This window comes from Streptomyces dysideae (genome assembly GCF_001514305.1).
Lineage (GTDB): Bacteria > Actinomycetota > Actinomycetes > Streptomycetales > Streptomycetaceae > Streptomyces > Streptomyces dysideae.
Genome location: NZ_KQ949121.1, coordinates 31,367 through 57,026 on the forward strand (window position 1 = coordinate 31,367; position 25,660 = coordinate 57,026).

General features: G+C 68.1%; 13 protein-coding genes and 7 pseudogenes. 10 read left to right on the forward strand and 10 right to left on the reverse strand.

The features are described from left to right. From AQJ91_RS42875 to AQJ91_RS42890, 4 genes and pseudogenes are all read right to left on the reverse strand, one after another. Window positions 1-337, reverse strand: a pseudogene (locus AQJ91_RS42875) (carbohydrate ABC transporter permease); the annotation flags it as partial. After that, window positions 334-1,350, reverse strand: a complete 1,017-nt coding sequence (locus AQJ91_RS42880; protein WP_067033820.1) for a carbohydrate ABC transporter permease — start codon at window positions 1,348-1,350, stop codon at window positions 334-336. The pseudogene AQJ91_RS42875 and the gene AQJ91_RS42880, both read right to left, overlap by 4 nt. 32 nt (window positions 1,351-1,382) lie before the next feature. Further along, window positions 1,383-2,627, reverse strand: a complete 1,245-nt coding sequence (locus AQJ91_RS42885; RefSeq protein ID WP_067033826.1) for a sugar ABC transporter substrate-binding protein — start codon at window positions 2,625-2,627, stop codon at window positions 1,383-1,385. A gap of 173 nt (window positions 2,628-2,800) precedes the next feature. Continuing rightward, on the reverse strand, window positions 2,801-3,859 hold the full coding sequence (locus AQJ91_RS42890; protein WP_067033829.1) for a LacI family DNA-binding transcriptional regulator: 1,059 nt from the start codon (window positions 3,857-3,859) through the stop codon (window positions 2,801-2,803). A gap of 430 nt (window positions 3,860-4,289) precedes the next feature. Between AQJ91_RS42890 and AQJ91_RS42895 the strand changes: the two are divergent. Both AQJ91_RS42895 and AQJ91_RS42900 read left to right on the forward strand, forming a co-directional pair. Then, window positions 4,290-5,163: pseudogene (locus AQJ91_RS42895) on the forward strand (IS256 family transposase); the annotation flags it as partial. A 129-nt stretch (window positions 5,164-5,292) separates the two neighbouring features. Then, window positions 5,293-5,838, forward strand: a pseudogene (locus AQJ91_RS42900) (AbfB domain-containing protein); the annotation flags it as partial. A gap of 887 nt (window positions 5,839-6,725) precedes the next feature. Here AQJ91_RS42900 and AQJ91_RS42905 read toward each other — a convergent pair. Further along, a pseudogene (locus tag AQJ91_RS42905) lies at window positions 6,726-6,929 on the reverse strand (hypothetical protein); the annotation flags it as partial. A 331-nt stretch (window positions 6,930-7,260) separates the two neighbouring features. Between AQJ91_RS42905 and AQJ91_RS42910 the strand changes: the two are divergent. The 6 genes and pseudogenes from AQJ91_RS42910 to AQJ91_RS42925 all read left to right on the forward strand — a co-directional run bounded on the left by AQJ91_RS42910 (window position 7,261) and on the right by AQJ91_RS42925 (window position 12,938). After that, window positions 7,261-8,630 (forward strand): annotated as a pseudogene (locus tag AQJ91_RS42910) (extracellular solute-binding protein). After that, on the forward strand, window positions 8,630-8,854 hold the full coding sequence (locus tag AQJ91_RS42915) for a hypothetical protein (protein WP_067033838.1): 225 nt from the start codon (window positions 8,630-8,632) through the stop codon (window positions 8,852-8,854). Before AQJ91_RS42910 ends, AQJ91_RS42915 begins: the two are co-directional and overlap by 1 nt. Before the next feature lie 204 nt (window positions 8,855-9,058). Next, window positions 9,059-9,185, forward strand: a pseudogene (locus AQJ91_RS56840) (carbohydrate ABC transporter permease); the annotation flags it as partial. A gap of 169 nt (window positions 9,186-9,354) precedes the next feature. Further along, entirely contained in the window at window positions 9,355-11,568 is a 2,214-nt protein-coding gene (locus AQJ91_RS42920; protein ID WP_067033844.1) for a sialidase family protein, read from the forward strand. A gap of 6 nt (window positions 11,569-11,574) precedes the next feature. Then, window positions 11,575-11,753, forward strand: a pseudogene (locus AQJ91_RS56845) (beta-galactosidase); the annotation flags it as partial. Window positions 11,754-11,831: 78 nt separating this feature from the next. After that, window positions 11,832-12,938 (forward strand): ricin-type beta-trefoil lectin domain protein, encoded by a 1,107-nt coding sequence (locus AQJ91_RS42925; RefSeq protein WP_067033851.1) that lies wholly within the window; start codon window positions 11,832-11,834, stop codon window positions 12,936-12,938. 530 nt (window positions 12,939-13,468) lie between these two features. Here AQJ91_RS42925 and AQJ91_RS42930 read toward each other — a convergent pair. The 5 genes from AQJ91_RS42930 to AQJ91_RS42955 form a co-directional block, all read right to left on the reverse strand. Then, window positions 13,469-14,815 carry an extracellular catalytic domain type 1 short-chain-length polyhydroxyalkanoate depolymerase gene (locus AQJ91_RS42930; RefSeq protein ID WP_067033855.1) on the reverse strand — a complete coding sequence of 449 codons (1,347 nt, stop codon included), beginning with the start codon at window positions 14,813-14,815 and terminating at the stop codon, window positions 13,469-13,471. A gap of 872 nt (window positions 14,816-15,687) precedes the next feature. Further along, window positions 15,688-17,334 carry a glycoside hydrolase family 27 protein gene (locus tag AQJ91_RS42940; protein WP_067033862.1) on the reverse strand — a complete coding sequence of 549 codons (1,647 nt, stop codon included), beginning with the start codon at window positions 17,332-17,334 and terminating at the stop codon, window positions 15,688-15,690. Window positions 17,335-17,420: 86 nt separating this feature from the next. Then, window positions 17,421-18,827, reverse strand: a complete 1,407-nt coding sequence (locus AQJ91_RS42945; RefSeq protein WP_067033865.1) for a non-reducing end alpha-L-arabinofuranosidase family hydrolase — start codon at window positions 18,825-18,827, stop codon at window positions 17,421-17,423. 168 nt (window positions 18,828-18,995) lie between these two features. Further along, a complete protein-coding gene (locus tag AQJ91_RS42950) occupies window positions 18,996-21,302 on the reverse strand; it encodes a beta-L-arabinofuranosidase domain-containing protein (protein ID WP_067033868.1) in 2,307 nt (768 codons plus the stop codon). Between the two features lie 1,547 nt (window positions 21,303-22,849). Continuing rightward, window positions 22,850-24,208, reverse strand: a complete 1,359-nt coding sequence (locus AQJ91_RS42955) for a glycoside hydrolase family 43 protein (RefSeq protein WP_067033871.1) — start codon at window positions 24,206-24,208, stop codon at window positions 22,850-22,852. A gap of 461 nt (window positions 24,209-24,669) precedes the next feature. Here AQJ91_RS42955 and AQJ91_RS56855 point away from each other — a divergent pair, with 461 nt between their 5' ends. Then, window positions 24,670-25,068, forward strand: a complete 399-nt coding sequence (locus AQJ91_RS56855) for a carbohydrate-binding protein (protein ID WP_234383386.1) — start codon at window positions 24,670-24,672, stop codon at window positions 25,066-25,068. After that, window positions 24,977-25,660, forward strand: a 684-nt coding sequence (locus AQJ91_RS56860) for a ricin-type beta-trefoil lectin domain protein (RefSeq protein ID WP_234383388.1), incomplete at its 3' end; no start/stop codon positions are given. The genes AQJ91_RS56855 and AQJ91_RS56860, both read left to right, overlap by 92 nt.

Consider the following 25,660-nt stretch of genomic DNA (forward strand, 5'->3'; position numbering starts at 1 on the left):
CCACCAGGAAGAGGAAGCTGAGCAGGTCCCCGCCGCGGGGGCGGAGTTTCGCCAGCGCGTATCCGGCGGGCGCAGCCAGCGCCACGGTCAGCACGACCGTGCCCAGACCGATGACCAGGCTCGTGCCGAGGTAGGGCAACTGCTGGTCGAAGACGGCGCGGTAGCCGGCCAGCGTGCCGTGGACGGGGAACAGGCCGGGCGGCGACTTGCGCATGTCCTGGTCGCGAGTGAAGGACACGTTGAGCATCCAGTAGACCGGGAAGAGCATGACGGCCGTGAGTGCCAGGCCGAGGGCGGTCTTCCACCCCGTACCGCGGAACCGGTGCAGCAGGTTCATGCCAGTGCCTGCTTTCTCTGGACCTTCAGGTACACCAGGCCGAAGACCAGGGCGGCGACCACGAGCAGGTTGCCGACGGCCGCGCCGGGGCCGAAGGCGGGCAGCAGGTTGCCGAAGCCGAGCTGGTAGGACCAGGTGGCGAAGGTGGTGGACGAGTCGGCGGGGCCGCCCTTGGTCATGATCCAGATGATGTCGAAGACCTTGAGCGTGTAGACCAACCCGAGCAGCAGGGTGATGGCGGAAACGGGGCGCAGCAGTGGGAAGGTGATGCTCCAGAAGCGTCGCCAGGCGCTCGCGCCGTCGAGGGCGGCCGCTTCGTAGAGGCTGGCGGGGATGGACTGCAGGCCGCTGTGGAGCACGACCAGGTTGAACGGGACCCCGATCCAGATGTTCGCGATGATCACCGACGTCAGCGACCACTCCGGTGACGTCAGCCAGTTCACCGGCCCGATGCCGACGGCGTGCAGCGCCGCGTTGACGACACCGGAGTCGCTGTTGAGCATCCACGACCAGGTGGAGGCCGACACGATCAGCGGCAGCAGCCACGGCACCAGGAACAGGGCGCGCAGGGTGGCGGACAGCCGGAAGTGCTGGTTGAAGAAGACCGCCAGCGCCAGGCCGATGGCGTACTGGAAAAACAGGCACACGACGGTGAACACCACGGTGTGGGTGAGTGCCGGACCGAAGGTCGGGTCGTCGAAGACCTTCTGGTAGTTGTCCAATCCGGTGAACGGTGCGTTGCCCTGGACGAAGGAGCGGACGGTGTAGTTGCGCAGGCTCAGGTCGAGGTTGCGGTAGAGCGGATAGGCGTAGAAGAGGGCGAGGTAGAGGGTGACCGGGGCGAGGAAGGCCCAGGCGGCCCTCCCCCAGGCTTCGCCCGGGGGGACCCCCAGCTGGGAGGTGGGACGACGGCGCCGGTGGGCGATGCGGGCCGGGGGCGGGGCGGCGGTGGCCGCCGCCCCGTTCCGGTCACGCACCAGTCGGCGGTCCGGCAGGTGTGTGGTGTGCTTCATCGAGGAGCCCTGGGTCGCGGTTGCCTGCGGGTCTAGTTGACGGCGTCCTGTGCCGCGGTCAGCGCGTCCTTGGGCGACTTGGAACCACTGAGGGCGGACTGGACCGCCTTCCACAACTGCTCGGAGATCTTGGGGTACTTGGTGCCGAGGTCGTCGCTGGTGCGTCCCTTGGCTGCCTTGACCGCCTCGACCCACGGCTTCAGCTCGGCGTTCTCCGTCACCTGCTTGTCCTGGACCTCGCTGGTGGGAGCCACGTAGGACAGGGTGGTGTCGGTGGCGTACAGGTTCTCGGTGCTGGTCAGGCAGGAGACCAGCTTCTGTGTGGTGGCGTAGCGGCCGGTGTCGCCCTGGACCGGGACGGTGACGAACTCACCACCCGTCGGGGCCGCGGCGTTGCCCCCGTCCTTGCCGGGGATGGGCAGGACGCCGTAGTCGAAGCCGGCCTTCTCGGCATTGGCCAGCTGCCAGGTGCCGTTCTCCGCGAAGGCGTAGTCGCCGCTCGCGAACTCCTGCCAACTGGTGGTCTGCGTGTTGTTGATGACCGAGTTGGGCGCGTAGCCCTTCTTCAGCCAGTCGCTCCACAAGGACACGGCCGCCACACCCTGGGCGGAGTCGAGTTCGGTCAGCTGCGCGCCCGAACCCCACAGCCACGGCAGGAACTGGAAGCTGCCCTCCTCCGTCCCGATCGCGGAGAAGGTGATGCCCTTCTTGCCCGCCTTCTTCACCTTCTCCAGCGCCGCCGTCAGCGACTTCCAGTCCTTGACCGAGGCGACGTCCACGCCCGCGGCCTTGAGGACGTCCTTGTTGTAGTACAGGGCGAGGGTGTTCGCGCCGATGGGCGTGCCGTAGGTCTTACCACCCGACTGACCGGCCGCGAGCAGGTTGGGGTCCACCTTCGAGGTGTCCACCTTGTTCTCGTCGGTCGTGGTGAGCACGCCCGCCTCGGCCAGCGTCGACACCACCGGGTTGTCGACGATGAGCACGTCGGCGGAGTTGTCCTGCTGGGCTGCCAGCAGCGCCTTGTTCGTCAGGTCGCTGGTGTCGAAGGCCGTTCGCTTGATCTTGACTCCGGCCTTGCTGCCGCAGCCGTCCAGCAGCTTCGCCCAGTCCGAGCCCTTGGCGAACTGCGGGTAGGGGTCCCAAATGGTGTAGCTGCCGCCGTCTGTCGCCTTGGCGGACGTGGAGTCGTCGCCGGAGGAGCATGCGGTGGTGACGGTGGTGAGGGCGACGACGGTCATGGCGGTGGCGGTGAGACGGCGTCTGGTGGATCTGTTCATCGGGTGTTCCTTGCGTGTGTCAGGCATGGGCATGCCAGGGGAGGCGGACGGATGGCAGGGCAGGCTGAACAGCGCCGCGGAGTCGCGGAGCGGCCGGTTGAACGGTGACGGGGCGAAAGGTGACGGAGGACGAGCAGGGCCCTTGATCCACAGGGGATGCGGAGGGCGGCCTGTCAGGCGGTCGAGTCGACGTCGGGGATCCCGCGCTTGTCCCCCGGAGGGTGGGGGACGGCGGGCCCGGTGCTGGCGCGGAGCGAGATCGGCGGGGCGAGCAGTTGGTGGCGAGGGGGCGCGTCAGGGTGGTCGAGCCGCTCGACCAGCAGCTCGACGGCCAGGCGCCCCATCTGCGCCGCGGGCACGTCGGCCGCCGTGAGCTGCGGGGTCACCGTCTCGGCCCACCGGGTGGCGACGACACCGGTGACGGAGAAGTCGCGCGGCACATGGCGGCCCGCGTGGGCCAGGCCCCGGTAGAGACCTCCGAGCGCGGCCTCGTTCAGTGTGACGAGGGCCGTGGTGTCGGGATCGTCGTACAGGATCCGCTCCAGGCAGGCCTGACCGGAGGGTGCGTCGTCCTCACAGTTGTACGTGCGGACGGTGAGCCCACGCTCCGCGGCGGCCTTGGTGAAGCCGTCCAGCCCCCGGTGCGCGGACTCGTACCCGGCGCGCAGCAGCCGCTCGGGCCGGTTGACGAAGGCGACCCTGTCGTGGCCCAGGTCCGCGAGGTGGTGGACACAGGCCGCCGCCAGCGCCGTGTGGTCCAGGCCCACCCACCAGCCGCTCTCCGGCCGCGAGGTGCGGCCGATGCAGACCGCGGGAAAGCCCTCGGCGAGGAGGTGGTCGACCCGGTCGTCCTGGAGCCTGATCTCCATCAGGATCGCGCCGTCGACCCGCCGCTCCCCCAGCAGCCGCTGGAACGAGCGGTCGCTGTCCACACCGCTCGGGGACAGCAGCACGTCGTAGTCATAAGCGGCCGCGGCCTCCACCACGCTGCCGAGGAAATCGAGCTGCATTCCGGTGTAGTGGTCCCCGGCCGGCGGGAAGACCAGAGCGATGGTGCTGGTCCGGCCGTTGGCCAGAGCACGTGCGCTCGCGTTGGGCCGGTAGCCCAAATCGTCGATGACCCGCTGAATCTTCTCGCGGGTCTCGTCCGACACCGGACGCTTGCCGCTCAACGCATACGACACGGTGCTCCGCGAGACACCGGCCCGCCTGGCAATCTCACCGATGTTCACAGGGCTCCTTCATCGAACCGGTTCGCTACTTCCAGAGGAGAAGGAGACCGTTCACTTGCAGAGGTGGGAGTGACGCTTGAATCCGGCATCGAACCGGTTCGCGTGAAGGAAAGATAGGAGCCGACCATGCGGGTGTCAATACCTCGCGCAAACCTCATGAAACACATCGGAAACCAGTACGCGCGAACCCGCGGCCACCGTCCACACTCGCCGCCCCGCCAGCCAGAACGGCGTGTGTTGCCCACCGGACAGAACAGCGCGTGTTGCCCACCAGGCGCCAGGGGCATGCCCGCACCTGGAGGAGCAATGCTCATGACTTGTGGATCGGCCTCGGGTTGGACGCGAAGGGCGTACCTTCCCGAGTGATCGACTTCTGGTCATCGAGTAGGCCGACGTTGCACCGTCGGTCGGGAAGGGTGAAGCCACGCCCGTGCTGAGCGTAGTGAATGCCGACGGTTCCACCGAGACCGGCTCCTTGATTGACGACATCGTCCGCGAGGGCGCGAGGCGAATGCTGGCCGCCGCGCTGGAGGCCGAAGTCAACGCCTACACAGCCGAGTTGGCCGACCAGTGCGACGAGGCGGGTCGGCGTCTGGTGGTCCGCAACGGCTACCACCGCGAGCGGTCGGTGACCACGGCTGCCGGCCCCATCGAGGTCAAGGCGCCGCGGGTGAACGACCGGCGCATCGACGAGGCGACCGGCGAGCGCAAGCGGTTCTCCTCGAAGATCCTGCCGCCGTGGTGCCGCAAGTCGGCCAAGGTCTCCGAGGTGCTGCCGCTGCTCTACCTGCACGGACTGTCGTCCGGGGACTTCGTGCCCGCGCTGGAGCAGTTCCTGGGCGGCTCGGCCGGGCTGTCGCCGGCCACCGTGACGAGGCTGACCAAGCAGTGGCAGGACGACCACGCCGCCTTCCAGAACCGCGACCTGTCGCAGACCGACTACGTGTACGTGTGGGCCGACGCGGTGCACCCCAAGGTCCGCCTGGGCCAGGCCCGCTCCTGTGTCCTGGTGCTGATGGGCGTGCGCACCGACGGCTCCAAGGAGCTGATCGCGCTGGCGGAGGGGCTGCGGGAGTCGACCGAGTCGTGGGCCGATCTGCCGCGCGACTGCCGTCGGCGCGGCATGCGCGATCCGGCACTGGCGGTCGGGGACGGCGTGATGGGCCTGTGGAAGGCCCTTGCGGAGGTGTTCCCCGATGCCCGGCATCAAAGGTGCTGGGTTCACAAAACCCGAAATGTAACGAATGCCCTGCCGAAGTCCGCACAGCCGGGCGCGAAGAAGGCCCTGCAGGAGATCTACAAGCCGAGGACCGCACCCCACCTCGTCGCCCTCGTCCGGGCCGGCGCCCGCTTCGACAACGGTCACCTCGTCGAACGCCCCGAGGAACCCGTCGCAGCGTGACACACCCCAACCGACGCACAGCTCTTGACAGTTGCTCGTCTACCACGACCGCAGCTACAAGGACATCAGCGGCGACCCCCTCAAGGACCCCAACCGCCGCACCCGCGTCCAGAAGATCTACTGGAAGGCCGACGGCACACCCGACTTCGGCATCCCGGTCGCGGACGGCCTTACCCCGATCCGGCTCTCCTCGTACAACTTCCCCGACCGGTTCATCCGGCACTGGGACTACCGCGCCAAGATCGAGCCGAACGTCTCGCCACTGGCCGACTCGCAGTTCCGGGTCGTCACCGGTCTCACCGGCACGGGCACCGTCTCCCTGGAGTCGGCCAACTTCCCCGGCTACTTCCTGCGCCACAAGAACAACGAGGTGTGGGTGGAGAAGAACGACGGGACGGCGCAGTTCGCGTCCGACGCCTCCTTCACCGCCCGGGCCGGCCTCGCGGACTCCGCCGGAGTCTCGTACGAGTCGTTCACCCTCCCGGGCCGCTGCATCCGCCACTACAACTACCTGCTGTACGTCCAGGCGCTCAGCACGGCGACCGACCGGGCCGACGCCACCTACTACACCCAGTGAGCCACTACGGCCCGTTACTCGTCGGGCAGCTCCGACCTCACGGGCCGGAGCTGCGCGCACGCACCGGCCCATCTGCCACACCGCTCGCGTGGCAATGGCCACTTGCCGCGTCCATCGGTCGACATGACCGTGGCCGACAAAATCCACGCGCCCGCCGAGCCTCGACCCCGTCGACGTGTCTCCCGGGAACCGGCCTCGAAGGCAGCGTTTCAAGGGCGGTGCCGGCCCGCGTTTCGCCAGCACCACCCGCAGGTCCTTCGCTTCCCTCCGTCCGCCCCCCGAGCGGGACCTCGTAGTAGCCGTTTCCGTTGGATGACGTTGGCTCCGGCGGACGTCGACGCACCTGAGACATCGATCGCCTTGGCACTCTTCTTATTGAGAATCTTGTAGTTGGCGTTCGTGGCGGGGAACGAGATGGAGACGAACGCGTCCAGCGTGCAGACGGTGTTGGGAGAGGCTGTGTTCTTCTTCTCGAACAGCGGCACCTGCTTCGTCACCGTCGAGGCGTAGGCGTCGAATGCCCGGCTGACGGAACACCCCGGCTACCTGCGCTTGAAGGCGTTCGCACCGCTGGCGGCCGACAACCTGACCAAGGTGGGGAGCACCCGCCCTCAACGGGTGCTGCGCACGGCGGGCGGCGCGACGGTGACGGTTCGCCTCGAACTGGCCGGCCTCGCCGACGGCCGGCCAGCACGCCGGGCTGTGCCACTAGGCGCCCACCTACCCCGCACCGGACCACGCAGTCCGAGGCGGACGTCCTGCACACTGGTCCCCGACAACGGGAGCGCTCAATCGGCGAAGCCGTGGGGCTCGGCCGTACCCGGCAAGAGCGTGAGCACTACCAGTACCGGACCGTCACCCACGAAGAGATCGACCGAGCGTGTCTTCGGGGACCTGAACTTCAGGCCCACCCAGTCGTCGCGGGCGCGCATCGCGCGGGTCTCCGTGGAGACGGCCTCGCCGACCCACCGTACGAGATCGGTGTTCCGGGTCGCACCGAGGCCGACCGCCTGGGCGAAAACGGTGGCCTGGCCCATCCAGGCGACGCGATGCAGGGCCTCCTGGCCGGTGTGCAAGGCCGCGATGCCCAGCAGACACGTGGGATTCCCTTGGGGTGGAGCGGAGAGTGCTTTCGAAGCGCTTCGATGCGTGCCAGGGCACCAGGAGAACATCAAGAGATCAACACCGTCCATCAAGCAGGGAACATGGAGAACCTCCTCCAGTGCCTCGGAGGAATCTTTGAAGCGACCCTTGTGCGCCCATGGGCGTTCACTTAATCTCACAGCAACATCGAAGCGCTTCGACTGAGTATTGCGTCGACAGTGATGGGATGTCCGCTTTCAGCTCAGCTGGTTCAAGTCACGCCACCGCAGCCGACGGCCCACCGCCGGGTGTCCGGGTGCGCCATGAAGGGTTGACGCTATGACGCCGAACGTCGCCTCCATGTCCGTCGCCGCCGCAGCGGGGGCCGGTGGGATGCCGCTGCTCGCCGCTTGCGGCGGGTCGGACAGCGGGTCGCGCGAGGGCACCACGTCGGGCAAGGCCGCCGACAAGCTGCTCCCGACATATGTCGGGAGCAAGGTGGCCCAGCCGGTTCTTCCGGCGAAGAACGGCTCGGCGGCCGGCTACACCGGCAAGGTCGATCTCGCGGCCCTCGCCACCTCGGTGCCGTACAAGCTCGGCACCGGCGCCTCCTTCAAGATCATGTCTCCGTTCTGGGGCGCCCCTCCGAAGCCCAAGAACCCCTACTACACGGCGCTGGACGCCGCGGCGGGCACCAAGGTCACCTGGCAGAACCAGGACGGCAACACCTACGGCGAGAAGCTCGGTGCCGTCCTTGCCTCCAGCTCCATACCCGACATGGTGGTCGTGCCCAGCTGGGAACTGGTCGGCAAGATCTCCAACGCGGTCACCGCGAAGTTCATGGACCTCGGCCCCTACCTGGCGGGCGACAAGGTCAAGAAGTACCCGAACCTGGCCGCGATCCCCTCCGACGCCTGGCGCATGGGCATCTTCGGCGGCGCGCTGCGCGGGATTCCCATACCCTCCGCCGCCGCGACCTTCATCGTGCCCTACTACCGCAAGGACATCGTCGACGAGAAGGGCTGGTCCGTTCCCAAGTCGCCCGAGGCGTTCCTCAGCTGGGCCAAGGACGTCACCAGCGCCAAGGCGAAGGTGTACGCCTGCGGTGACATGAGCTGGAGTTCGCAGGCCATCTTCGGCGTCCGCCCGGCCGGGACGCTCGGCTGGAACATCGGGGACGACGGCAAGCTGACCTACCGCATCGAGGAGCCCGCGTTCCTCGAGGCCCTGGCGTGGGTCCGCAGAACGCGCTGGCCGCCGCCAACTTCTCGGCCGCGCCCTACGGCACCAAGGAGCGGATGCTCGTCGACTACGGCGTCGAGGGCACCCACTACACCGTCAAGGACGGCGTCCCGGCCAAGAACGACCTGGGCAACTCCGAGGTGATCAACGCCTGGTCGTCGCTGGCGGCGCCGGCTCCCTACGTCGCCCACCCGGACTTCCCGGACGTGGCCCGCAAGCAGGTCGAGTGGCAGCAGCGGATGGGTGCCTTCATGAAGAAGACGTCCAGGTACGGCATGAACATCGTCGAGCCCAGCCGCTACGCCAATCTCCGGAGCCAGTTCGAGCAGCTGGAGCTCGACTACGTGCGGGGCCACAAGAAGCTGTCCGACGTGCAGGCCGCCGTCTCCACCTGGAAGTCCTCCGGCGGCGACAAGCTGCGCGACTGGTACAAGGAGCTCATCGACAAGAACGGCAGCGGCAACTGATGTCTCTCACGGCCGGGAGCAGGCCCGACGGGACACGTCCCCCCGCCGCCGTCGAGGAACCGACGGCCGCGGTCGCCACCGCGGCGGCGAAGGACCGGGTGCCGCGCAAGACGAGCAAGGCCGGCAAGGCGGGCAAGGTGCCCTGGCGGATCCGGCTGCGCCGCGACCGCACGCTCATCCTGATGACCCTGCCCGTCACCGTCCCGCTCCTGATCTTCAACTAGGGGGTGTTTCGAAAGTCCTGTGCGGTGCCCGCGGTGTCCGGTGCGTGCTCTCGGCGCGCCGGACGAAAGCCCTCGTACTGGACGTACTTGGGCTTTTGGCCGGTGCGGCGAGTGGGGGCACCTCCCACGCCCTTAAGGCAGTGGGGGAGCGTGCCGGGCGCCGTGGGTGCTGTGCGGGACTTTCGAAACACCCCCTAGAACACCGAGGCCCCGAGGGGCCTCCAGCAGGCGGTCCATACCGGCGAACTCTCCGCGCCTCGTCGCGGTCGCCTCCCCGTTCGTCCAGCGGCACTTCAAGAAGGGCATGCTCACCGGGGCGATCAAGGGTTGACGCCCTTGCCCCGGCCCGCGCCGTAGAGCCGTCGGTCGCCTGTCCGTGGCTTCGTCGTGGCTGGTCGCGCCCACGCGGCGGAGCCGCACAGAGATACCGCCCCGCGCCCTGAGGGCGTCACCTTCCCCTTTGTCCTGCACAAGTGTCCTGCACAAGAAAGAGGTATGTCATGCGCACGTTCCATCTCAGCAGAAGAGCTGTGCTCGCCGGGACCGCTGCCACCGCCGCGGTCGCCACCCTGCCGGTCCTCCAAGGACGTGCGCAGGCCGCCGGTAACGGCGCCGAGACTGCCGCCCCCGCCTACCGCTGGCGCAACGCCGTCCAGGGCGGCACCGGATTCGTCACCGGCATCCTCTTCCACCCGTCCTGTCGCGGCCTCGCCTACGCCCGCACGGACATCGGCGGCGCCTACCGCTGGGACGACCGTACCGGCCGCTGGATCCCGCTGACCGATCACCTCGGCTGGGACGACTGGAACCTGCTCGGCGTCGAGGCGATGGCCGTCGACCCGGCCCACCCGAACCGGCTGTACCTGACCCTCGGCGCGTACACCCAGTCCTGGGCCGGTAACGGGGCCGTGCTGCGGTCCGAGGACCGCGGTGCCACCTGGAAGCGCACCGACCTGACCGTGAAGCTGGGCGGCAACGAGGACGGGCGGGGTGCGGGGGAGCGGTTGCTCGTCGATCCGCGGGACAGTGACACCTTGTGGCTGGGTACCCGGCATGACGGGCTGCTCAAGTCGACCGACCGGGGCGCCAGTTGGCAGGCCGTGAGCTTCCCGGCGGCCCCCAGCGCCACCGGCCAGGGCGTCACGCTCCTCGTCGCCGGGGGGCGTACCGTCTACGCCGGCTGGGGCGACTCCGACGGCACCGCCGGCCGGCCCAACCTGTACCGCACCTCCGACGGCACAACCTGGGAGGCCGTCCCCGGGCAGCCCACCGGCACCGCGGCCAAGGTGCCGATCCGCGCCGCCTACGACAGGCACACGCGTGAGCTGTACGTGACGTACGCCAACGCGCCCGGGCCCAACGGCCAGTCGGACGGCAGCGTTCACAAACTGCGTACCGTCAACGGCAAGTGGACCGAGGTCACCCCGGTGAAGCCGGGCGGAACCGCGACGGACGGGTCGACCGACTCCTTCGGCTACGGCGGAGTCGCAGTCGACGCCCGCCGCCCCGGCACGCTCGTCGTCTCCACGAACAACCGGTGGGCCGAGATCGACACCGTCTTCCGCTCCACGAACGGCGGCCGCACCTGGACGTCCCTGAAGGACAGGGCCGTCTTCGACGTCTCCGAGACCCCCTACCTCAAGTGGGGCGGGGACAACGTCAAGTTCGGCTGGTGGATCCAGGCCCTCGCCCTCGACCCGTACGACTCCAAGCATGTCGTCTACGGCACCGGCGCGACCATCTACGGCACCCGCGACCTCGAGAACTGGGCCCCGCAGATCCGTGGCCTGGAGGAGGCGTCCATCCGCCAGCTGGTCTCGCCGCCGACCGGTGAGGCGCACCTGCTCAGCGGGTCCGGGGACATCGGTGTGATGTACCACGAGCGGCTCACGGCGTCGCCGTCGCGCGGCATGGCGTCGAACCCGGTGTTCGGCACCTCCACCGGCCTGTCGCTGGCCGCGGCCAAGCCGTCGTACGTCGTCCGCGCGGGCTGGAGCAACGACGCCAACGGCGCCTACTCGAACGACGGCGGCAAGACCTGGGCACCCTTCGAGGCGCAGCCCGCCGTCGCCAAGGACGCGCCGGGGCCGATCGCCACCAACGCCGACGGCAGCGTGCTGCTGTGGTCCTTCGGCACGGCGAACCCCGGATACCGCTCGGCCGACAACGGCGCCACCTGGTCCGAGGTCGCCTCCTTCCCGAAGGGCGCCGCCCCGATCGCAGACCCCGTCGACCCGACCCGCTTCTACGCCTTCGACACCACGACCGGCACGGTGTTCGCCAGCACCGACAGCGGCCGGACCTTCACCGCGCGGGCCACCGGCCTGAGCACGGGCAACAGCGAGTTCCAGCTGACGGCTGCTCCGGGCCGCACCGGCGACCTGTGGCTCAGCCTCAAGGCGAACGGGCTGTACCGCTCGACCGACGCAGGCGCGACCTTCGCCAAGGTCAGCAGCTGCCACGCCGCACACACCCTGGGCTTCGGCAAGGCCGCCAGGGGCGCTTCCTACCCGGCGATCTACATGGTCGGCGCCGTCGAGAGCTTCAACGCCATCTACCGCTCCGACGATGAGGCCAAGACCTGGACGCGGATCAACGACGACCAGCATCAGTGGGGCTGGACCGGAGCCGCCATCACCGGTGACCCGCGCGTGTACGGCCGGGTCTACGTCTCCACCAACGGACGCGGAGTGCAGTACGGGGAGCCCGCCTGATACCCGACCTGGGCGAAGCTCGAACCTCACCCAGGCGCACGGGAGTTCGGCTGGCTGGGCAGGCCCACGGAGCTGATGCAGGCAGGCGGCATCGGCGTGGTCCTCGCCACCCCACCTCAATCGCCCCGCCCTGGATGGGCCGGCTGCACGTGTTCGGAGAGCCGGAAGCCGAGAGGGGCGTCGTCACGCATCACACCCTGGTACGGCAGGGCGGCGATCAGTCCCGCTGATTGAGCAATCACTCGCAGAACAGAGGAAACTGCATGAGAAAGTCTTGGATTCTACCCCTGATCACGCTTGTCGCCACCGCGCTCGGGGGGACAGCGGCAGGTGTGGCCCCTGCCTCCGCCGCCTCCGACACGCCTTTGCGGGTCATGCCGTTGGGCGACTCGATCACCTGGGGTGTGGGAAGCAGCACGGGCAACGGCTACCGGGGGCCGTTGTGGAACAGGCTCGCGGCGGACGGCCATCCGCTGGACTTCGTGGGCACGGGGCGGAACGGCTCGATGTCCGATCCCGACAACGAAGGCCACTCCGGATACCACATCAACGAGATCGCCGCACTCGCCGACGCCTCACTGACCCGCTACCGGCCCAACGTCGTGACGCTGCACATCGGCACCAACGACCTCATAGGGGCCTCCGGGGCCGACGCCGCCATCGCCGAACTTAGGTCGCTCGTCAACCAGATCACCGCCGACGTCCCCGACGCGACCGTCCTCGTCGCCTCCCTGGTCGTGTCCACCAACAGCTCGGAAGAGCAGTGGCGGGGCATGTACAACCAGGCCATCCGCCAAATCGTCAGCGAGGCACAGGCCGCGGGCAAACACGTCGCATTCGTCGACATGAGCAGTCTGACCACGGCCGACCTGGCCGACCCCCTGCATCCCAACGACTCGGGCTACCAGAAGATGGCCGACGCCTTCCACCGTGGCGTCCAGTCCGCGGACAGCGCCGGGTGGCTGAAGAACCCCGCCCCCGCGCCCTCCCGTGTGCAGTCCGGCATCGCAGGCAAGTGCATGGACGTCAACGGCGCCAACACCGCCGACGGGACCGCCGTTCAGACGTGGAGCTGCGGCGACCGTGCCAACCAGTACTGGTCCGCCTACACCGACGGCACCCTGCGCTCCCTGGGCAAGTGCCTCGACGCCGCCGGCGGGGCCACCGCCAACGGCACCAAGGTGCAGACCTGGGCCTGCCACGGCGGCGCCAACCAGGTCTGGCAGCCCTACAACGGCGGCTACCGCAACCCCGCCTCCGGCCGCTGCCTCGATGTTCCGGGCTCCTCCACGACCGACGGCACGCAGCTCGTGCTGTGGGACTGCAACGGCGGCTCCAACCAGAAGTGGACCACTCTGACCGCCGGATGAACCCCGCGCCCGAGGATCTGGGCCTGTCCTGGCCCAGATCCCGGGAGGACACCGGTGCCGGGTCCCGCTGGGGACGGCACCGGCTGCGGTCGGCTCACACATGGCAGGACAGCGAGGACAAGCATCGTACGACTGTGCGCAGAGTCGATCTCGGCGCGCTTGGACCATCGTGTTACTGAGGGCGCGCGCGAGCGGATCGTCAGGGGGTGTCCGGTGCGACGAAGTTCGTAGAAGCGGAAGCCGTCCGGGAGGGCGAAGGAGATGCGCCGAAAGGGCACCCTCGCGCAGAGGAAGACCAGTCCGCCGCGCTCCTCCTCGGCGAACCAGGCACATATCGGCACTGGCCGTCACGGTCGTGGGAGCAGGGCAGATGGTGTGCGGGGGCGGGCTGTCACGGTCTGGTACGGGTCGCTCGTCTGCCCGCGGGGCGTGGGCGGAGGAGGAGGGCAGTATCGGGGGTGTGAGCTTGTAGGGCTTTCTCGAAACCGAGTGTGGTTTTGAGAAAGCCCTTGCAGTCCTTGGCGGTGGTGTCAGCCGAGGTGCCACTGCTGGTTGCTGCCGCCGTTGCAGTCCCATAGTTCGACCAGTGCGCCGTTGGCGGTGGAGGCACCGGTCACGTCAAGGCACAGGCCTGACTGGACGCTGGTGATGGTGCCGTTGGAGTTGAGGTTCCATTGCTGGTTGGTGCCGCCGTTGCAGTCCCATATCGCGACTTTGGCGCCGGCCGTGGTGCCGGTCGCGTCGAGGCACTTCGCGCCGCCGTAGACGGTGAGCTGCTTGGGCGACGTGCTGGTCCAGGTCTGGTTGGTGCCGTCGTTGCAGTCCCAGATCTGCGTCTGGGTGCCGTTGGTCTGCGAAAGGCCGGGCACGTCCAGGCATTTGCCGGAACCGATGGCGTGAACCGGACCTGTCGTGGTCCCGCCGGAGCCGTCGAGTCCGAAGAAGGCGATGGCCCGGGCCGCCATACCGCTGGAGGGCAGGACGTGCCCGGCACCCTGGATGCTGATCGCCTCGACGGGTGCCTGCGCGGTGGCGGAGCCGTAGCGGGTGCGGGTCCAGCCGGACTGCGGGGAGTCGGTGAAGACCGGGGTCTGGCTCACCCCGAGCACATTCGTCCACTGCTTGATCTCTTCACCGAAGTTCGGGTAGTACAGCGCGTCGTCCTCGGTACCGTGCCACAGCTGCATCCGCGGCCGGGGGCCGGTGTACTCCGGGTAGGCGGCCCGGACGAGGTCGCCCCACTCCTGTGGGGTCTTGGTGATCTTGCCGGTGGCGCAGTCGCTGTTCCAGCCGGAGCCGTCGGTGGTGGCGAAGCAGCCGAACGGCACGCCCATGAACGCCGCACCGGCCTTGAACAGGTCGGGGTAGTCGCCGAGCAGGACATTGGTCGTCATCGCGCCGGACGAGGCGCCGGTGACGTAGACCCGGCCGGCGTCGGCGTTCATGTTCTGCACGGTGTACCGGACCATCTGGGCGATGCTCGTGGGGTCACTGCCCCCGTCATGCTTGAGCGCCTGGGGCGAGGAGACGTCGAAGCACTGCCCGCTGACGTTCGCGTCCGGGTAGACGACGATGAACCCGTACTGGTCGGCCAGGCGGGCGAACTCCGTGTTGGTGTAGAAGGTGGGCGCCGTGCCGGTGCAGTAGTGCACTGCCACCAGCACCGCCGGGCGTGCCGGAGCGTTGTCGGGTTTGTAGACGTACATCCGCAGGTTTCCGGGGTTGCTGCCGAAGTTGGTCACCTCGGTCAGTGATGCGGCCGACGCGGTGGTGGCCGAGGTGCCGGTCAGTACGAGCGCCGCGATCAGCGGCGAGATCGCCATCAGCAGGGCTACCAGTACATCTCTGACGCTTCTCTCTTTGGACTTCCGGGACATGACGGTGTCCTTTCTGGAATCCGGCGCGGCCGGGGGGATGACCGGATGGTGAAGCGCTTCGACGCTCCCATTGGCCTGGATGTGGTGTCAATGGTGGGCGGAAGCAAGGTTAGGTTGCCTATATGCCTCTTGCTTCACCAGAGAATTCTCATTAGCTTGATTCATCAGGTGAAGCGCTTCGACACTCGGCGAGAGGCGCTGGCCATTGATCCGACGGTGATGACCGGGCGGTGGCCCGGTACTGCTCGATCTGTGGTGAACGGTTTCGGCTGGATGCCGGCCCCGGGGCTCGGTTTTTGACGATCTCGCGGCGGGCGGACGCTCCGGAAGGAGCGAGGGGCCGCGGGTTCCTTGCGGGGCGAAGTGCCGCACCCGCTCTTCTTGAAGCCTCAGGTCGTCCCCCGTCGCACAGCAGCAGGAACTCGACACGGGCACCGGCCATGAGGGCGAGCCGGGCCTCACAGAGCCGCCCCCAAGCCACATAAGCGCAAGCCAACGACCACGTGGCCGCCCAAGCGCCCGTCGCTTCCGAAGCTGAGAGCGCGTGAAGGTCCGTCTCCGTCCCATCAGCACCGGTGGACGGAAGGCATCAACCACCAACGACCTGGTGGCCTTCCCGATCGAGTGAGAAACCGACGAGACCGTCCTGCCCGTCGAACTCACCGCATGGCCAGAACGAGAAGACCGAGTGGCCGTCAGTACACCACCTCGGCGGACGTGACCTGCCACGGGAGCGGCCGGCAGGTGACTGCGGCGATGGGCTCGAAGTCCCGGTCCCGGTGCAGGAAGGCAGTCCCCGCAGCTTGGCCTGCTGCCGTGGGACTGCCCTCAACCGGTCGGGCTTCTCCCTGCGCGGTGGCAGGGGTGGCGGGTTACGGGAGCGTGGTCCACTTCTGGTTGTTCTGGCCGTTGCAGGTCCACAGGATGACCGGGGTCCCGCCCGCGGTGCCGGCCCCGTCGACGTCGAGGCACAGCCCGGCGTGGACGTTGCGGATCGACCCGTCGGCTTGCGTGGTCCACTTCTGGTTGTTCTGGCCGTTGCAGGGCCAGATGATGACCGGCGTGCCGTTGGCGGTGCCCTGGCCGGAGGCGTCCAGGCACTTGTCGCCGTAGACGCGGATCTCGCCTCCGGCCCACGTGGTCCAGAGCTGGTTGGCGGCGGTGTGGCAGTCCCAGATCAGCGTCGCCGTCCCGGCCGCGGTGGAGGCACGGTCCACGTCCAGGCAGCGGCCGGATCCGGTACCGCGCAGGCGTGCGGTGGTGGCGGCCAGCGGGCTCCCGCCGGTCATCTTGAACACGGCGACACCGTGCGCGGGGACGCTCGCGGAGATCTGGCCGGAGGTACTCGACGTGCCGCCGGTCCACAGGTCGGTGAGGGTGAACGACCCGCCGGTGAGGCCGACTTGCGCGGCCGTGGCGGTGATGGTCGCGGTGCTCCCTCCCCGGTTGAACAGGCCCACGGCGACCGAGCCGTCGGACAGGGGCTTGGCGAACACCTCGGTGTCGCCGTCGTCGCGCACCCGGCGTCCGCCAGCCCCCAGCGGGTCCTGGTTCACCGCCAGCAGGCGGGGGTTGCGCAGGATCGCGCTCACGTCGGCCGACATGGTGCGGATGTCGTTGCCGGCCATGAGGGGGGCCGAGAGCAGCGACCACAGGGCGAAGTGCGAGCGGGACTCGGTCAGTGACAGGCCGGGACGGCCGACGACCAGCATGTCGGGGTCGTTCCAGTGACCCGGACCCGACTGGGCGGCCAGCGGCGCGGTGACGTCCAGGACGTTGCCGACGCCCATCGGGTAGCTGTTGGTGTTGCCGTTCTGCCAGATGTCGAGCAGATCCTCGGTCGTCCGCCACAGGTCGGCGACCTCGCCCCAGTTGTACTTGTCGCCGGTGGGGGAGTGGAAGCTGTTGGGATTGATGCTGTAGACGATCGGCCGCCCCGTGGCGCGCAGGGCGTCGCGCATGATGGTGAACTGTGCGATCTGCTCGCTGAGGGTGCCGCTGCCGGAGCACCAGTCGTACTTGAGATAGTCGACGCCCCATGAGGCGAACGTGGCGGCGTCCTGGGCCTCGTGGTCCTTGCTGCCGGTGGAGCCGGGGTAGGTGCCCACGCCCTGCGCGCACGTTTTCTCGTTGGGCGCCTGGTAGATGCCGAACTTCAGGCCCTTGCCGTGGATGTAGTCGCCGAGCGCCTTCATGCCGCTGGGGAACTTGGTCGGGTTGGCCCGGAGGTTGCCCGCCGCGTCGCGCTGCGGGTCGAACCAGCAGTCGTCGACGACGACGTACTGGTAGCCCGCGTCCTTCATGCCCGAGGACACCATCGCGTCGGCAGCCTCGCGGACCTGCGCCTCGGTGATCCCGCATCCGAAGCTGTTCCAGCTGTTCCAGCCCAGCGGCGGGGTGAGCGCGGGGCTGCCCGGCGCGGCCTCGGCGGTCGTGCCTGCGGAGGCGGTGATGCAGGCGGTGAGCGTCAGTGCGGTGGCCGTGAGGAGACGCAGCAGTCGTCTGTGTAGGGGAACCATGGAGGGGTTCCTTCCCGGCCCGCAAAGCGGAAGCCGCTTTGCGGGCCTGATCGGCGGGGTCATGAGCTTGTGATCATGTGCGCGGGTCAGCGCTGCAGGGTGAGCACGCCCGGCCGGTACGGCAGTTTCAGGTAGTCCATGCCGTCCGAGCTGGGGGACCTGCCCTGGTAGAGGAACTGCAGGTTGCAGGGGTCGATGGTCATGGTCTGGTCGGGGTTGTTGCGGACCAGGTCACCGTGGCTGATGTCGTTGGTCCAGGTCTGGTTGCTGTTGGCCTTGCCCGCGAAGGGGCTGCTCTCGCTGCCGGCCTGCTCGGTCCACGTACCGTTCAGGCCGGAGGCGGTGAACGAGCGGAAGTAGCGCCCGTTCGCGCCGATCGCCTCAACGATCATGAGGTACTGGTTCTGGCCCTGGACCTTGTAGACCTCCGGCGCCTCGAACAGCCTTTCCTTCGTGTCCTTCATGACCGTCGTGTACGACGAGCCGAAGCTGCCCGGGAAGTTCCCGAGCGCCATGGTCGACCTGTAGATGCCGCCGTTGTCATCGGCGAAGAACAGGTACATGTTCTGGTCGTCGGCGATCATGGTCGGGTCGATCGGGCCGCCTTCGGGGAGGCTGCCGGTGAACAGTGGCTGCGGGGCGGACCAGCTGTTGGGGTCGGTGGGGTCGCTGGACGTGCGGTAGGTGAAGGTCCAGGCGGTACCCCACCCATTCGAGACCAGCACCCAGATGTTCTTGGGCGCGAAGTAGAACAGTTTGGGCGCCACCGCGGACCCGCTGATCCCGGTCTGGGTGGCCGTCGCCATGTCCGACCAGTTCGTGAAGGGACGGAACGTCATCGCGCCCCACGACGATCCGTCAGAGGTGGTCGCGTAGACCAGGCGCTGGCCGTTGTACGTCGTGGTGGTGAAGTCCTTCAGCGCGACCCAGCCGTTCGACGGCTGCGCCAGTGGACCCGTCGAGGTCCACCGGTACGTCGACGGAAGGGAACACGTGGGCGACGTCTCGGACAGGCCGGTCCACTTCTGGTTGTTGCCGCCGGTGCAGTTCCAGAGCTGCACCGCCGTGCCGTTGGCCGTGGCGCCGCCGCTGACGTCCAGGCACAGCCCGGACTCCACGGCGACGACCGTGCCGTCGGAGTTCACCCGCCACTGCTGGTTGGTACCGCCGTTGCAGGCCCAGATCACCGGCCGGGTCCCGGCCGTGGTGGCATGGCCCGGAACGTCCAGGCACTTGTTGCCGTACACGGTCAGCTGGTTGTCGTCCGTCAGCGTCCACTGCTGGTTGGTCCCGCCATGGCAGTCCCAGATGTGCACGTTCGTGCCGTCGGTCTGGCTGGCGCCCGGCACATCGAGACACCGGCCGGAACCGACACCGCGCAATTCGCCGCTGGTAGCCGCCTGAGCGGGGTTGGCGACGAGCGTCGCCGCCGAAGCGACCAGGGCGGCGAGTACCACAGGCAGGTGTCTGCGGCTCAACCTACGTCTGTGCATGGGGGTCTCATTTCTTGAGTGAGCGTTTCCGGTTGGCTCCGTCAGGGGCTGTCCGGACTGTTGATGCGCTCTGACCCCGACCTTGGCGTTCGTGATGTCGAACGAGGGTCGAAGTGTCGGGCAAGCGGAAGAGTGGGGAGCGACCACGATGTGCTTCCGGGGCGGATCTCAGTTCCTCACGATGCGCCACCGGTTGTCGGCAGTGCCGTCGTCCGAGTCCTGGACTACGAACGCGCCGACGGCGGTGGAGTTGTCCGCGATGGCGAGCAACTTGCCGCTGTGCTCGTTGCGGATCTTGTAGGTCCCGTCTCCCTGGTCGAGCAGCGTCCATCTGTGGTCGGCGGTGCCGTTGTCCGACCACTGCAGGACGGTCGCGTCGTCTGCCGTGGACATGTTCAGGACGCCGAGCACCTTGCCGCTGTGGGCGTTGCGGAAGCGGAACCCGTTTCCATCGGTGATCATGTACCAGTCGTGGTCGGCGGTGCCGTTGTCCGACCACTGCAGGGCGGGGCCACCGTCGGCCGTGGACATGTACTGGATGCCCAACAGGAGACCACTGCCCACGTTGACGAGACGGACGCTGCCGCTTGCGTTCCAGTAGACGGTGTAGTTGTGGCCGTGCGCGTCGTGGAAGGGGCCCAGGTTGACGGTGGAGCCGTTGGCGGTGGCGGTGAAGGCGAGCGAACTGCTGCTGGTCCGTGTGATCGACGACGTGTTCAGTGACGGCAGGGAGCTGAGCGCGGAGTCACCGTAGTTGCCGGACAGGACCACCGGGCCGTAGGTGACCGCGGAGACGTTCCTGTTGTCGTTGGCCGCTCGCATGACGATCCGCATGGGCAGGCGGACGGTGACCGTGTCGCCGGAGGTCCAGGAGCGGCTCAGGGTGGCGTAGCTGCCGGGGTTGGTGGTGATGTTCTGGGCGACGCCGTTGACGCTGATGGTGGCCCCGGTGGTCCAGCTCGGGATGCGGATGCGCATCGCCCAGGTTCCGCTGACGCTGCCGGTGACTTGCAGGGTCGTGGTGTCGCTGACGGGATACGACGTGGTCTGGGTGACCGTGATGCCGCGCTGTGACCAGTTGAGTACCGAGGGCACGAACAGGTTCACGATCAGCGTGTTGTCACTGCGGAAGTAGATGGAGTCCATCAGCCTGGTGTGCATCTCCAGGCCCGTGCCCTGGCAGCACCAGAAGCTGTTGTAGTCCGTGCTCCAGGTGCCGCCGCCCCACGCCGGGCCCACACCGCGTCGGCCTCCCGGGTTGAGCGGGGTGAAGTAGGTGACGTGGCCGTGGTCGTCGGCCGGGTTCTGCTGGCCGATCATCTGGTTCAGCCACGCCCGCTCGTAGTAGTCGAACAGCGCGACCCGGTTCGGGTCCAGCGCGAACAACTCCCGGGTGAGGGTGAGCATGTTGAAGGTGTTGCAGCTTTCGCAGGTGTCCTGGTTCAGGTAGCCGGCGATGGCGTTCGGGGCGCGGAAGTGCTCCGCCTGGCTGTTGCCGCCGATGGCATAGGTGTGCGAGCCGACGGTGATGTTCCAGGCGTTGGTGGCGATGTCCCGGTAGCGGGTGGTGCCGGTGGCCTTGTACTCCCGGGCGGCCCCGATCCACTTGGGTACCTGGGTGTTGGCGTGCAGTCCGTTGAGCTGGTCCTGGTTGGAGGCCAGGGGGTCGAACACCGCGGCGTGGTCGAACCGCCGGGCGACGGTGAGCCACCGCGCGTCGCCTGTCTGCTGGTAGAGATCGGTCAGCACGGTGTTCATGCCGCCGAACTCGGTTTGCAGCATGGTCTGCATCTGCTGGCTGCTCAGCCGGCCGGTGCGCCAGTCGACCCATCCCGCCAGGGCGAGCAGCACGTCACGGGCTTGTGTGCTGCCGATGTGGCGCCACACGTCCAGCAGGCCGACGAGGGTCTTGTGGATGGTGTAGTACGGCACGTTGCCGTTGCTCAGGGTCCGCTGCTCGAGGGCGGTGAAGTCGGACTCGGGGTAGCCGGAGAGGTACCCGGCGCTGAAACCGGCAGCGCTGTTGTTGGCCTGGCATTTGGCCAGCTCCGCAACCATGTGGTTCGCCTTGTCCCGGCAGGTGGTGTCCCCGGTCACGGCGTACAGCTGTGCCCATGCCGTGAGGAAGTGCCCTTGGACGTGGGTGCGGAAGGGAAACGTCGGCCCGTCCCAGCCGCCGTTGGCAGCCGCGCCGTTGGTGGACAGCCGGTGGTTGGCGCGGAAGTTGTACAGCAGCCGGTCGACATCGACGAACCGCAGGTAGTTCCGCGTACGGTCCTGGTTGTCCAGCCAGCGGCTTGCGGTGAGCCGGACCTGGTCGAGTTCGAACGGGTGCGCGGAGACCCCGATGTCGGCCCTTGAGGGAGGGACGGCCGCGTGGGCGGGAGACGCGCCGACGAAGGATCCGGTGGCAGAGGCGGCGGCGGTGGCCCCGGCTACTTGCAGCAGGCGCCGTCTGCTGATGGAGGAAGACATCTTGAACCTTTCGGTGAGGGGAGAGTGACTGCTTGGTCGTCGGTGCGTTCGCTCGCATGTCCGACGGTCGGGTGCAGCACGTCACGGGCTTGTCTGCTGCCGATGTGGCGCCATACGTGGCAGGCCGACGACATCGCAGCGGAGCCGTTGGTGGCGGCCACCGTACCGGCCGCCATGCCGGGGAGAACCGATGCGCGTGAGACTCCTCCGGCACTGCGGTTGGTCCTGTTCGCTCGTCGGAACTGCGCCCGGAGCCGGCGACTGTGGGCCAGGCGGCAGCAGTGCTGGGCAACGAGGCCTGGGATTCATAGGGGTCTCGGTCCCATCAGCCCTCTCCACTGATACATGGGATGGATTAAGGGATACGAACGTTGCCTCTGTCTAGTCTTGCGACACGAAAGACTTGGCTACTTCCGGAAATGTGCGTCCGGCCCGCGCCCTGACGCCGAGCCAAACATGGGAGTGCCGAGAAGGAGTGTGAGGAGTGCGAGAGTTGGATGACGTCAGCTCGAACTGTCGACGGGGCTCCCGCCCCGCCTGCGCCGCTCCAGATGAATGCGCGGATACCGACATCAGCCCGTGCCCGCACGGACCATGTGGCCGGGCGCTTGAGTCGAACCGAGGAATCCCCCTTGTCCTACAGTGTCCGTGCAGGCGGCCTGGAACGGCACACCGCCGAAGAGATCCTCCGCGTCGAGCCCTGGGGACCGGACGCCGTCCGGGTCCGGGCCTCATCGGGGACCATCGACCCCGCCGTCCCGGGCGCGCTGGAGAGCCCTCGCCCTCCCCGCAGGCCGAGGTGTCCGTATCGGACGACGGCTGTACCCGCCTGCTCAACGGCCGCCTCATTGTCGAGGCCTCGGCCGATGGTCGGCTGAGGTTCCTGCACGCCGACTCGGACCGTGAACTCCTCGCAGACAAGGACCCCTACACGCATCACGCCGGCCCTCGCGTCCACGCGGCGGGCGGCCGGCCGGACGGAGCAGCACTTCGAGGCGTACGACGGGGAACAGCTGCACGGCCTCGGGCAGCATCTGCACGGGCGCCTGGACCAGAAGGGCTGTGTGATCGACCTCGTCCTGGGCAACACCGCGGCCGCCATCCCCTTCCTGCACTCCTCGCGCGGCTACGGACTGCTGTGGAACAACCCCGCCACCGGCCGCGTCGAACTCGGCGCCGACAGCACCCGGTGGACCGCCGACGCCGGCGGACGCGTCGACTACTGGGTCACCGCCGGCGACACCCCGGCCCAGATCCTCGATGCCTACACCCTGGTCACAGGACGCCCGCCCCTCCTCTCCGAGTGGGCGTCCGGTTTCCGGCAGTCCAAACTGCGCTACCGCACCCAGGACGAACTCCTCGCGGTGGCACGCCAGCACAAGGAGCGCGGACTGCCGCTGTCCGTCGTCGTCTCTGGAGAGGTGCCGCGGCATGTAGTTCCTCGTCTCCGGGGCCGCCGGACGCACCGTGGTGCCTGCGGGCGATGGGGGGGCCGCGCCGCCGCGGGTGGGGTCCGCGACGGCACGGCAGAGTGTGGGTTGGACAGGTCAGGCCCAGGGGCTGACCACCGTGAAGGAGCTGTCGGCGCGGTAGGTGTCGGTGTTCTGGTAGAGGTCGACGCGGAGTGCGTAGCCGTAGTGGCGGAGGTAGCGGCCCGGGTAGTTGTACGACTCCAGGCTCACCGAGCCCGCGGTCGCGCCTGGACGGGCGCAGTACGTGGCGTCCTTGTTGAAGACGGCCGTGCCGTTGCTGCTGTCGAAGCGGATCCGGTAGTCCCAGTGCCGCAGATAGCGTCCGGCGGAGTCGCGGAAGGAGTAGCAGTTGGCGTCCGCGAGGCCGGGCACGACGGTGAAGGTGGCGCTCTGCTTGACGGCGGTGCTGCTGGAGGAGGTCACCGGGTCGATGTAGCCGAGGTTGTCGGAGCGCACCACGGCGTAACGGCTCGGGAAGTTGACGGACTGGAGGGATCGTGTGGTGTTGGTCGGGAGGGTCACGCCGCCGGAGACCGTCTCCTTCAGCACGGTGGCGTGGCGTATGAAGCCGGACAGCCCGGGCACCTCGGTGGGCGTGGACCAGGTGGCGAAGTTGTCGTAGCTGTCGCTGTACCAGTACTTCCCGGCGCGGTAGCCGTCGTAGTAGATGCGCCAGCCGCCGTTGTCGAGCTGGACCAGGGCCGGGCCCTCGACCCAGTCGCCGAATCCGGCCCAGTCGCCCGTCTTCTGCTTGGTGTAGGGGCCGGTGAAGCTGGAGGCGGTGGCGTACTCGATGTACTTCGTCGTCTCGTTCTTGGTGAACGCGTGGTACGTGGAGCCGACCTTGACGACGAAGGTGTCGATGTTGTTCGGCCCGATGCCGGCCAGCTGGGTGGGCGCGGACCAGGCGGTCAGCGCGGAGTTGGTCGCCGTGATCTTGTGGGCGGTGAAGTGGGTCGCGGTGCTCGCCGCCGTCAGGGAGACGATGACGTTGACGCTGCCGTCGGTGTCGATGAACCACTCGGGCGCCCAGGTGCGGGTCAGCCCGCTGATCGGGATCGTGTGGTTGTACAGGAACGTCCAGTTCACTCGGTCGGTGCTCCGGGCGAAACCGATCGTGTTCCCGGTCCAGTTGGTGGTGTAAGTGAGGTAGTAGAAGCCGTCGGTGTGCTTGAAGATGCTGGGGTCCCGGATCAGACCGGACGGCGGGGTGTAGGCCGGGCCCTTCCGCAGGGTGAATCCGGTGGCGTCCGGCGAGTCGTACACGTACATGTTCGACTCGCTGCTGTTGGTGAACGCGGTCATCGTGTACCGCGTCGTCTGTCCCGCCGGCGGGTGGGCGGCTCCGGCCGTACCGGCGAAGGCGGTGGTGAGCCCCAGCAGGGCGGCCACCGAGGTGAGGAGGGCGAGGACCGCCCTGAGGGTTCTGTTCAACGCTCGTCCCATTTCTGCGTGAACTGCCCTGAGGCTTGAGGAATATTGTTCGAAGTACCGCACGGCGTGCGGTACTTCGAGCAGAAGATAGGTTTGAGTTGTGATTCCGTCAATGTTTCCGACGGGTTCCGTTCCGGCGCGGCTCGCGCCGCCCGGACAACCGAGCGGCAGTGTCGTCGCACACGTTGACTTCCGTACGGGGTGCCTTTTACATTCAGGCGATCATTCCGTATATCGACCCATGTTCGAAATGCCGGACATTCGCGGTGTGAGAGCGGTCCGGCCTCCGGAAGGAACCCCCGTGCCCCGAACCGCGCGCTTTCCAGGCGCGAGACGTCTGTGCAGAGACGCCCTGCCGTGGCGCTGACGACCGCCGTCGGCGGCCTCATCGGCATCCAGAGCCGGGAGCCCGCCGAACCCCTCCGGACGGAACCCGTCGCGGTGACTCCCACCGGATCGCGGTGCCACCGGTACCGATGGGCTGGGCGTCCCGGAACACCGGCGCCACGGGCACCAAGGTCGTCGACATCGCCGACACCAACGGCGGCAACGCGGCCCGTACGGCCCTCTTCCAGGTCAACGGGCAGAAGGCCGCCAAGGTCTCCTTCCCGCCGACCGGATCCTGGACCACACCGGGCACCGTCTCGGTCGAGGTGTCCCTGGCGAAGGGCTCATCGAACACGCTGACGTTCTCCAACTCCCCTGCATGGACCCTGGACTTCGACGCCATCGAGGTCTGTCCGCTGCCCGGCGCGAAACGGCGCCCAGGTGGTCGGACAGCAGTCGAACCGCTGCCTCGGCATCAACAACACCATCCTCAACGGCACCGACGCACAGCTGCGGGACTGCCACGGCGGTGAGAACCAGTCCTGGAACAACACCTCCCGCAAGCGGCTCGTGGTCTACGGCAACAAGTGCCTGGACGCCTACAACCGCGGCACGACCGACGGCGCCCGGGTTGTCATCCGGGGACTGCAACGACCAGACCGACCAACAGGGGAACGTCAACTCCGAACCTTGGATTCTGATGGCTGTCGCAACACCCCGGTTCAGGGGTGGCGACGGACTTCGAGATCCGGCGGGGAACGGGCCCCGGAGCCCAGAAAGCCGAGCCGGGAACGGGAGTCATGCTCCCGGCTCATATGGCAGGGCCACAGCGATCGGGCAGCGTGCCGGATTTCGGCGCAGAGGCCCGCACGGGCAGGGAGTGGCTTCACGGTCGTGAACCCACTGGCCCACAGAGGAAGGCGCCGGCACCGCTTGGCGCGGTGGCGGTGCCTTCCGGGCCGTCCCGGTAACTGTGCGAGGCGGTTTTCGCGCGCCGAAAGACCGCCGACACATGTGATGACTTCTCACAAGGGACGGAATCGTGGACTTCACCAGAAGACAGCTCGGCCGGCTCGCCGCGGTCGGTGCCGGGGCACTCGTGCTGCCGGGTCTGCTGTCACCGGG

Excerpts from the sequence above, each read along its gene's own strand:
- AQJ91_RS42880 (WP_067033820.1), bottom strand. The coding sequence starts at position 1,350 with ATGAAGCACACCACACACCTGCCGGACCGCCGACTGGTGCGTGACCGG.
- AQJ91_RS42885 (WP_067033826.1), bottom strand. The coding sequence starts at position 2,627 with ATGAACAGATCCACCAGACGCCGTCTCACCGCCACCGCCATGACCGTC.
- AQJ91_RS42915 (WP_067033838.1), top strand. The coding sequence starts at position 8,630 with ATGTCTCTCACGGCCGGGAGCAGGCCCGACGGGACACGTCCCCCCGCC.
- AQJ91_RS42920 (WP_067033844.1), top strand. The coding sequence starts at position 9,355 with ATGCGCACGTTCCATCTCAGCAGAAGAGCTGTGCTCGCCGGGACCGCT.
- AQJ91_RS42925 (WP_067033851.1), top strand. The coding sequence starts at position 11,832 with ATGAGAAAGTCTTGGATTCTACCCCTGATCACGCTTGTCGCCACCGCG.
- AQJ91_RS42930 (WP_067033855.1), bottom strand. The coding sequence starts at position 14,815 with ATGTCCCGGAAGTCCAAAGAGAGAAGCGTCAGAGATGTACTGGTAGCC.
- AQJ91_RS42940 (WP_067033862.1), bottom strand. The coding sequence starts at position 17,334 with ATGGTTCCCCTACACAGACGACTGCTGCGTCTCCTCACGGCCACCGCA.
- AQJ91_RS42945 (WP_067033865.1), bottom strand. The coding sequence starts at position 18,827 with ATGCACAGACGTAGGTTGAGCCGCAGACACCTGCCTGTGGTACTCGCC.
- AQJ91_RS42950 (WP_067033868.1), bottom strand. The coding sequence starts at position 21,302 with ATGTCTTCCTCCATCAGCAGACGGCGCCTGCTGCAAGTAGCCGGGGCC.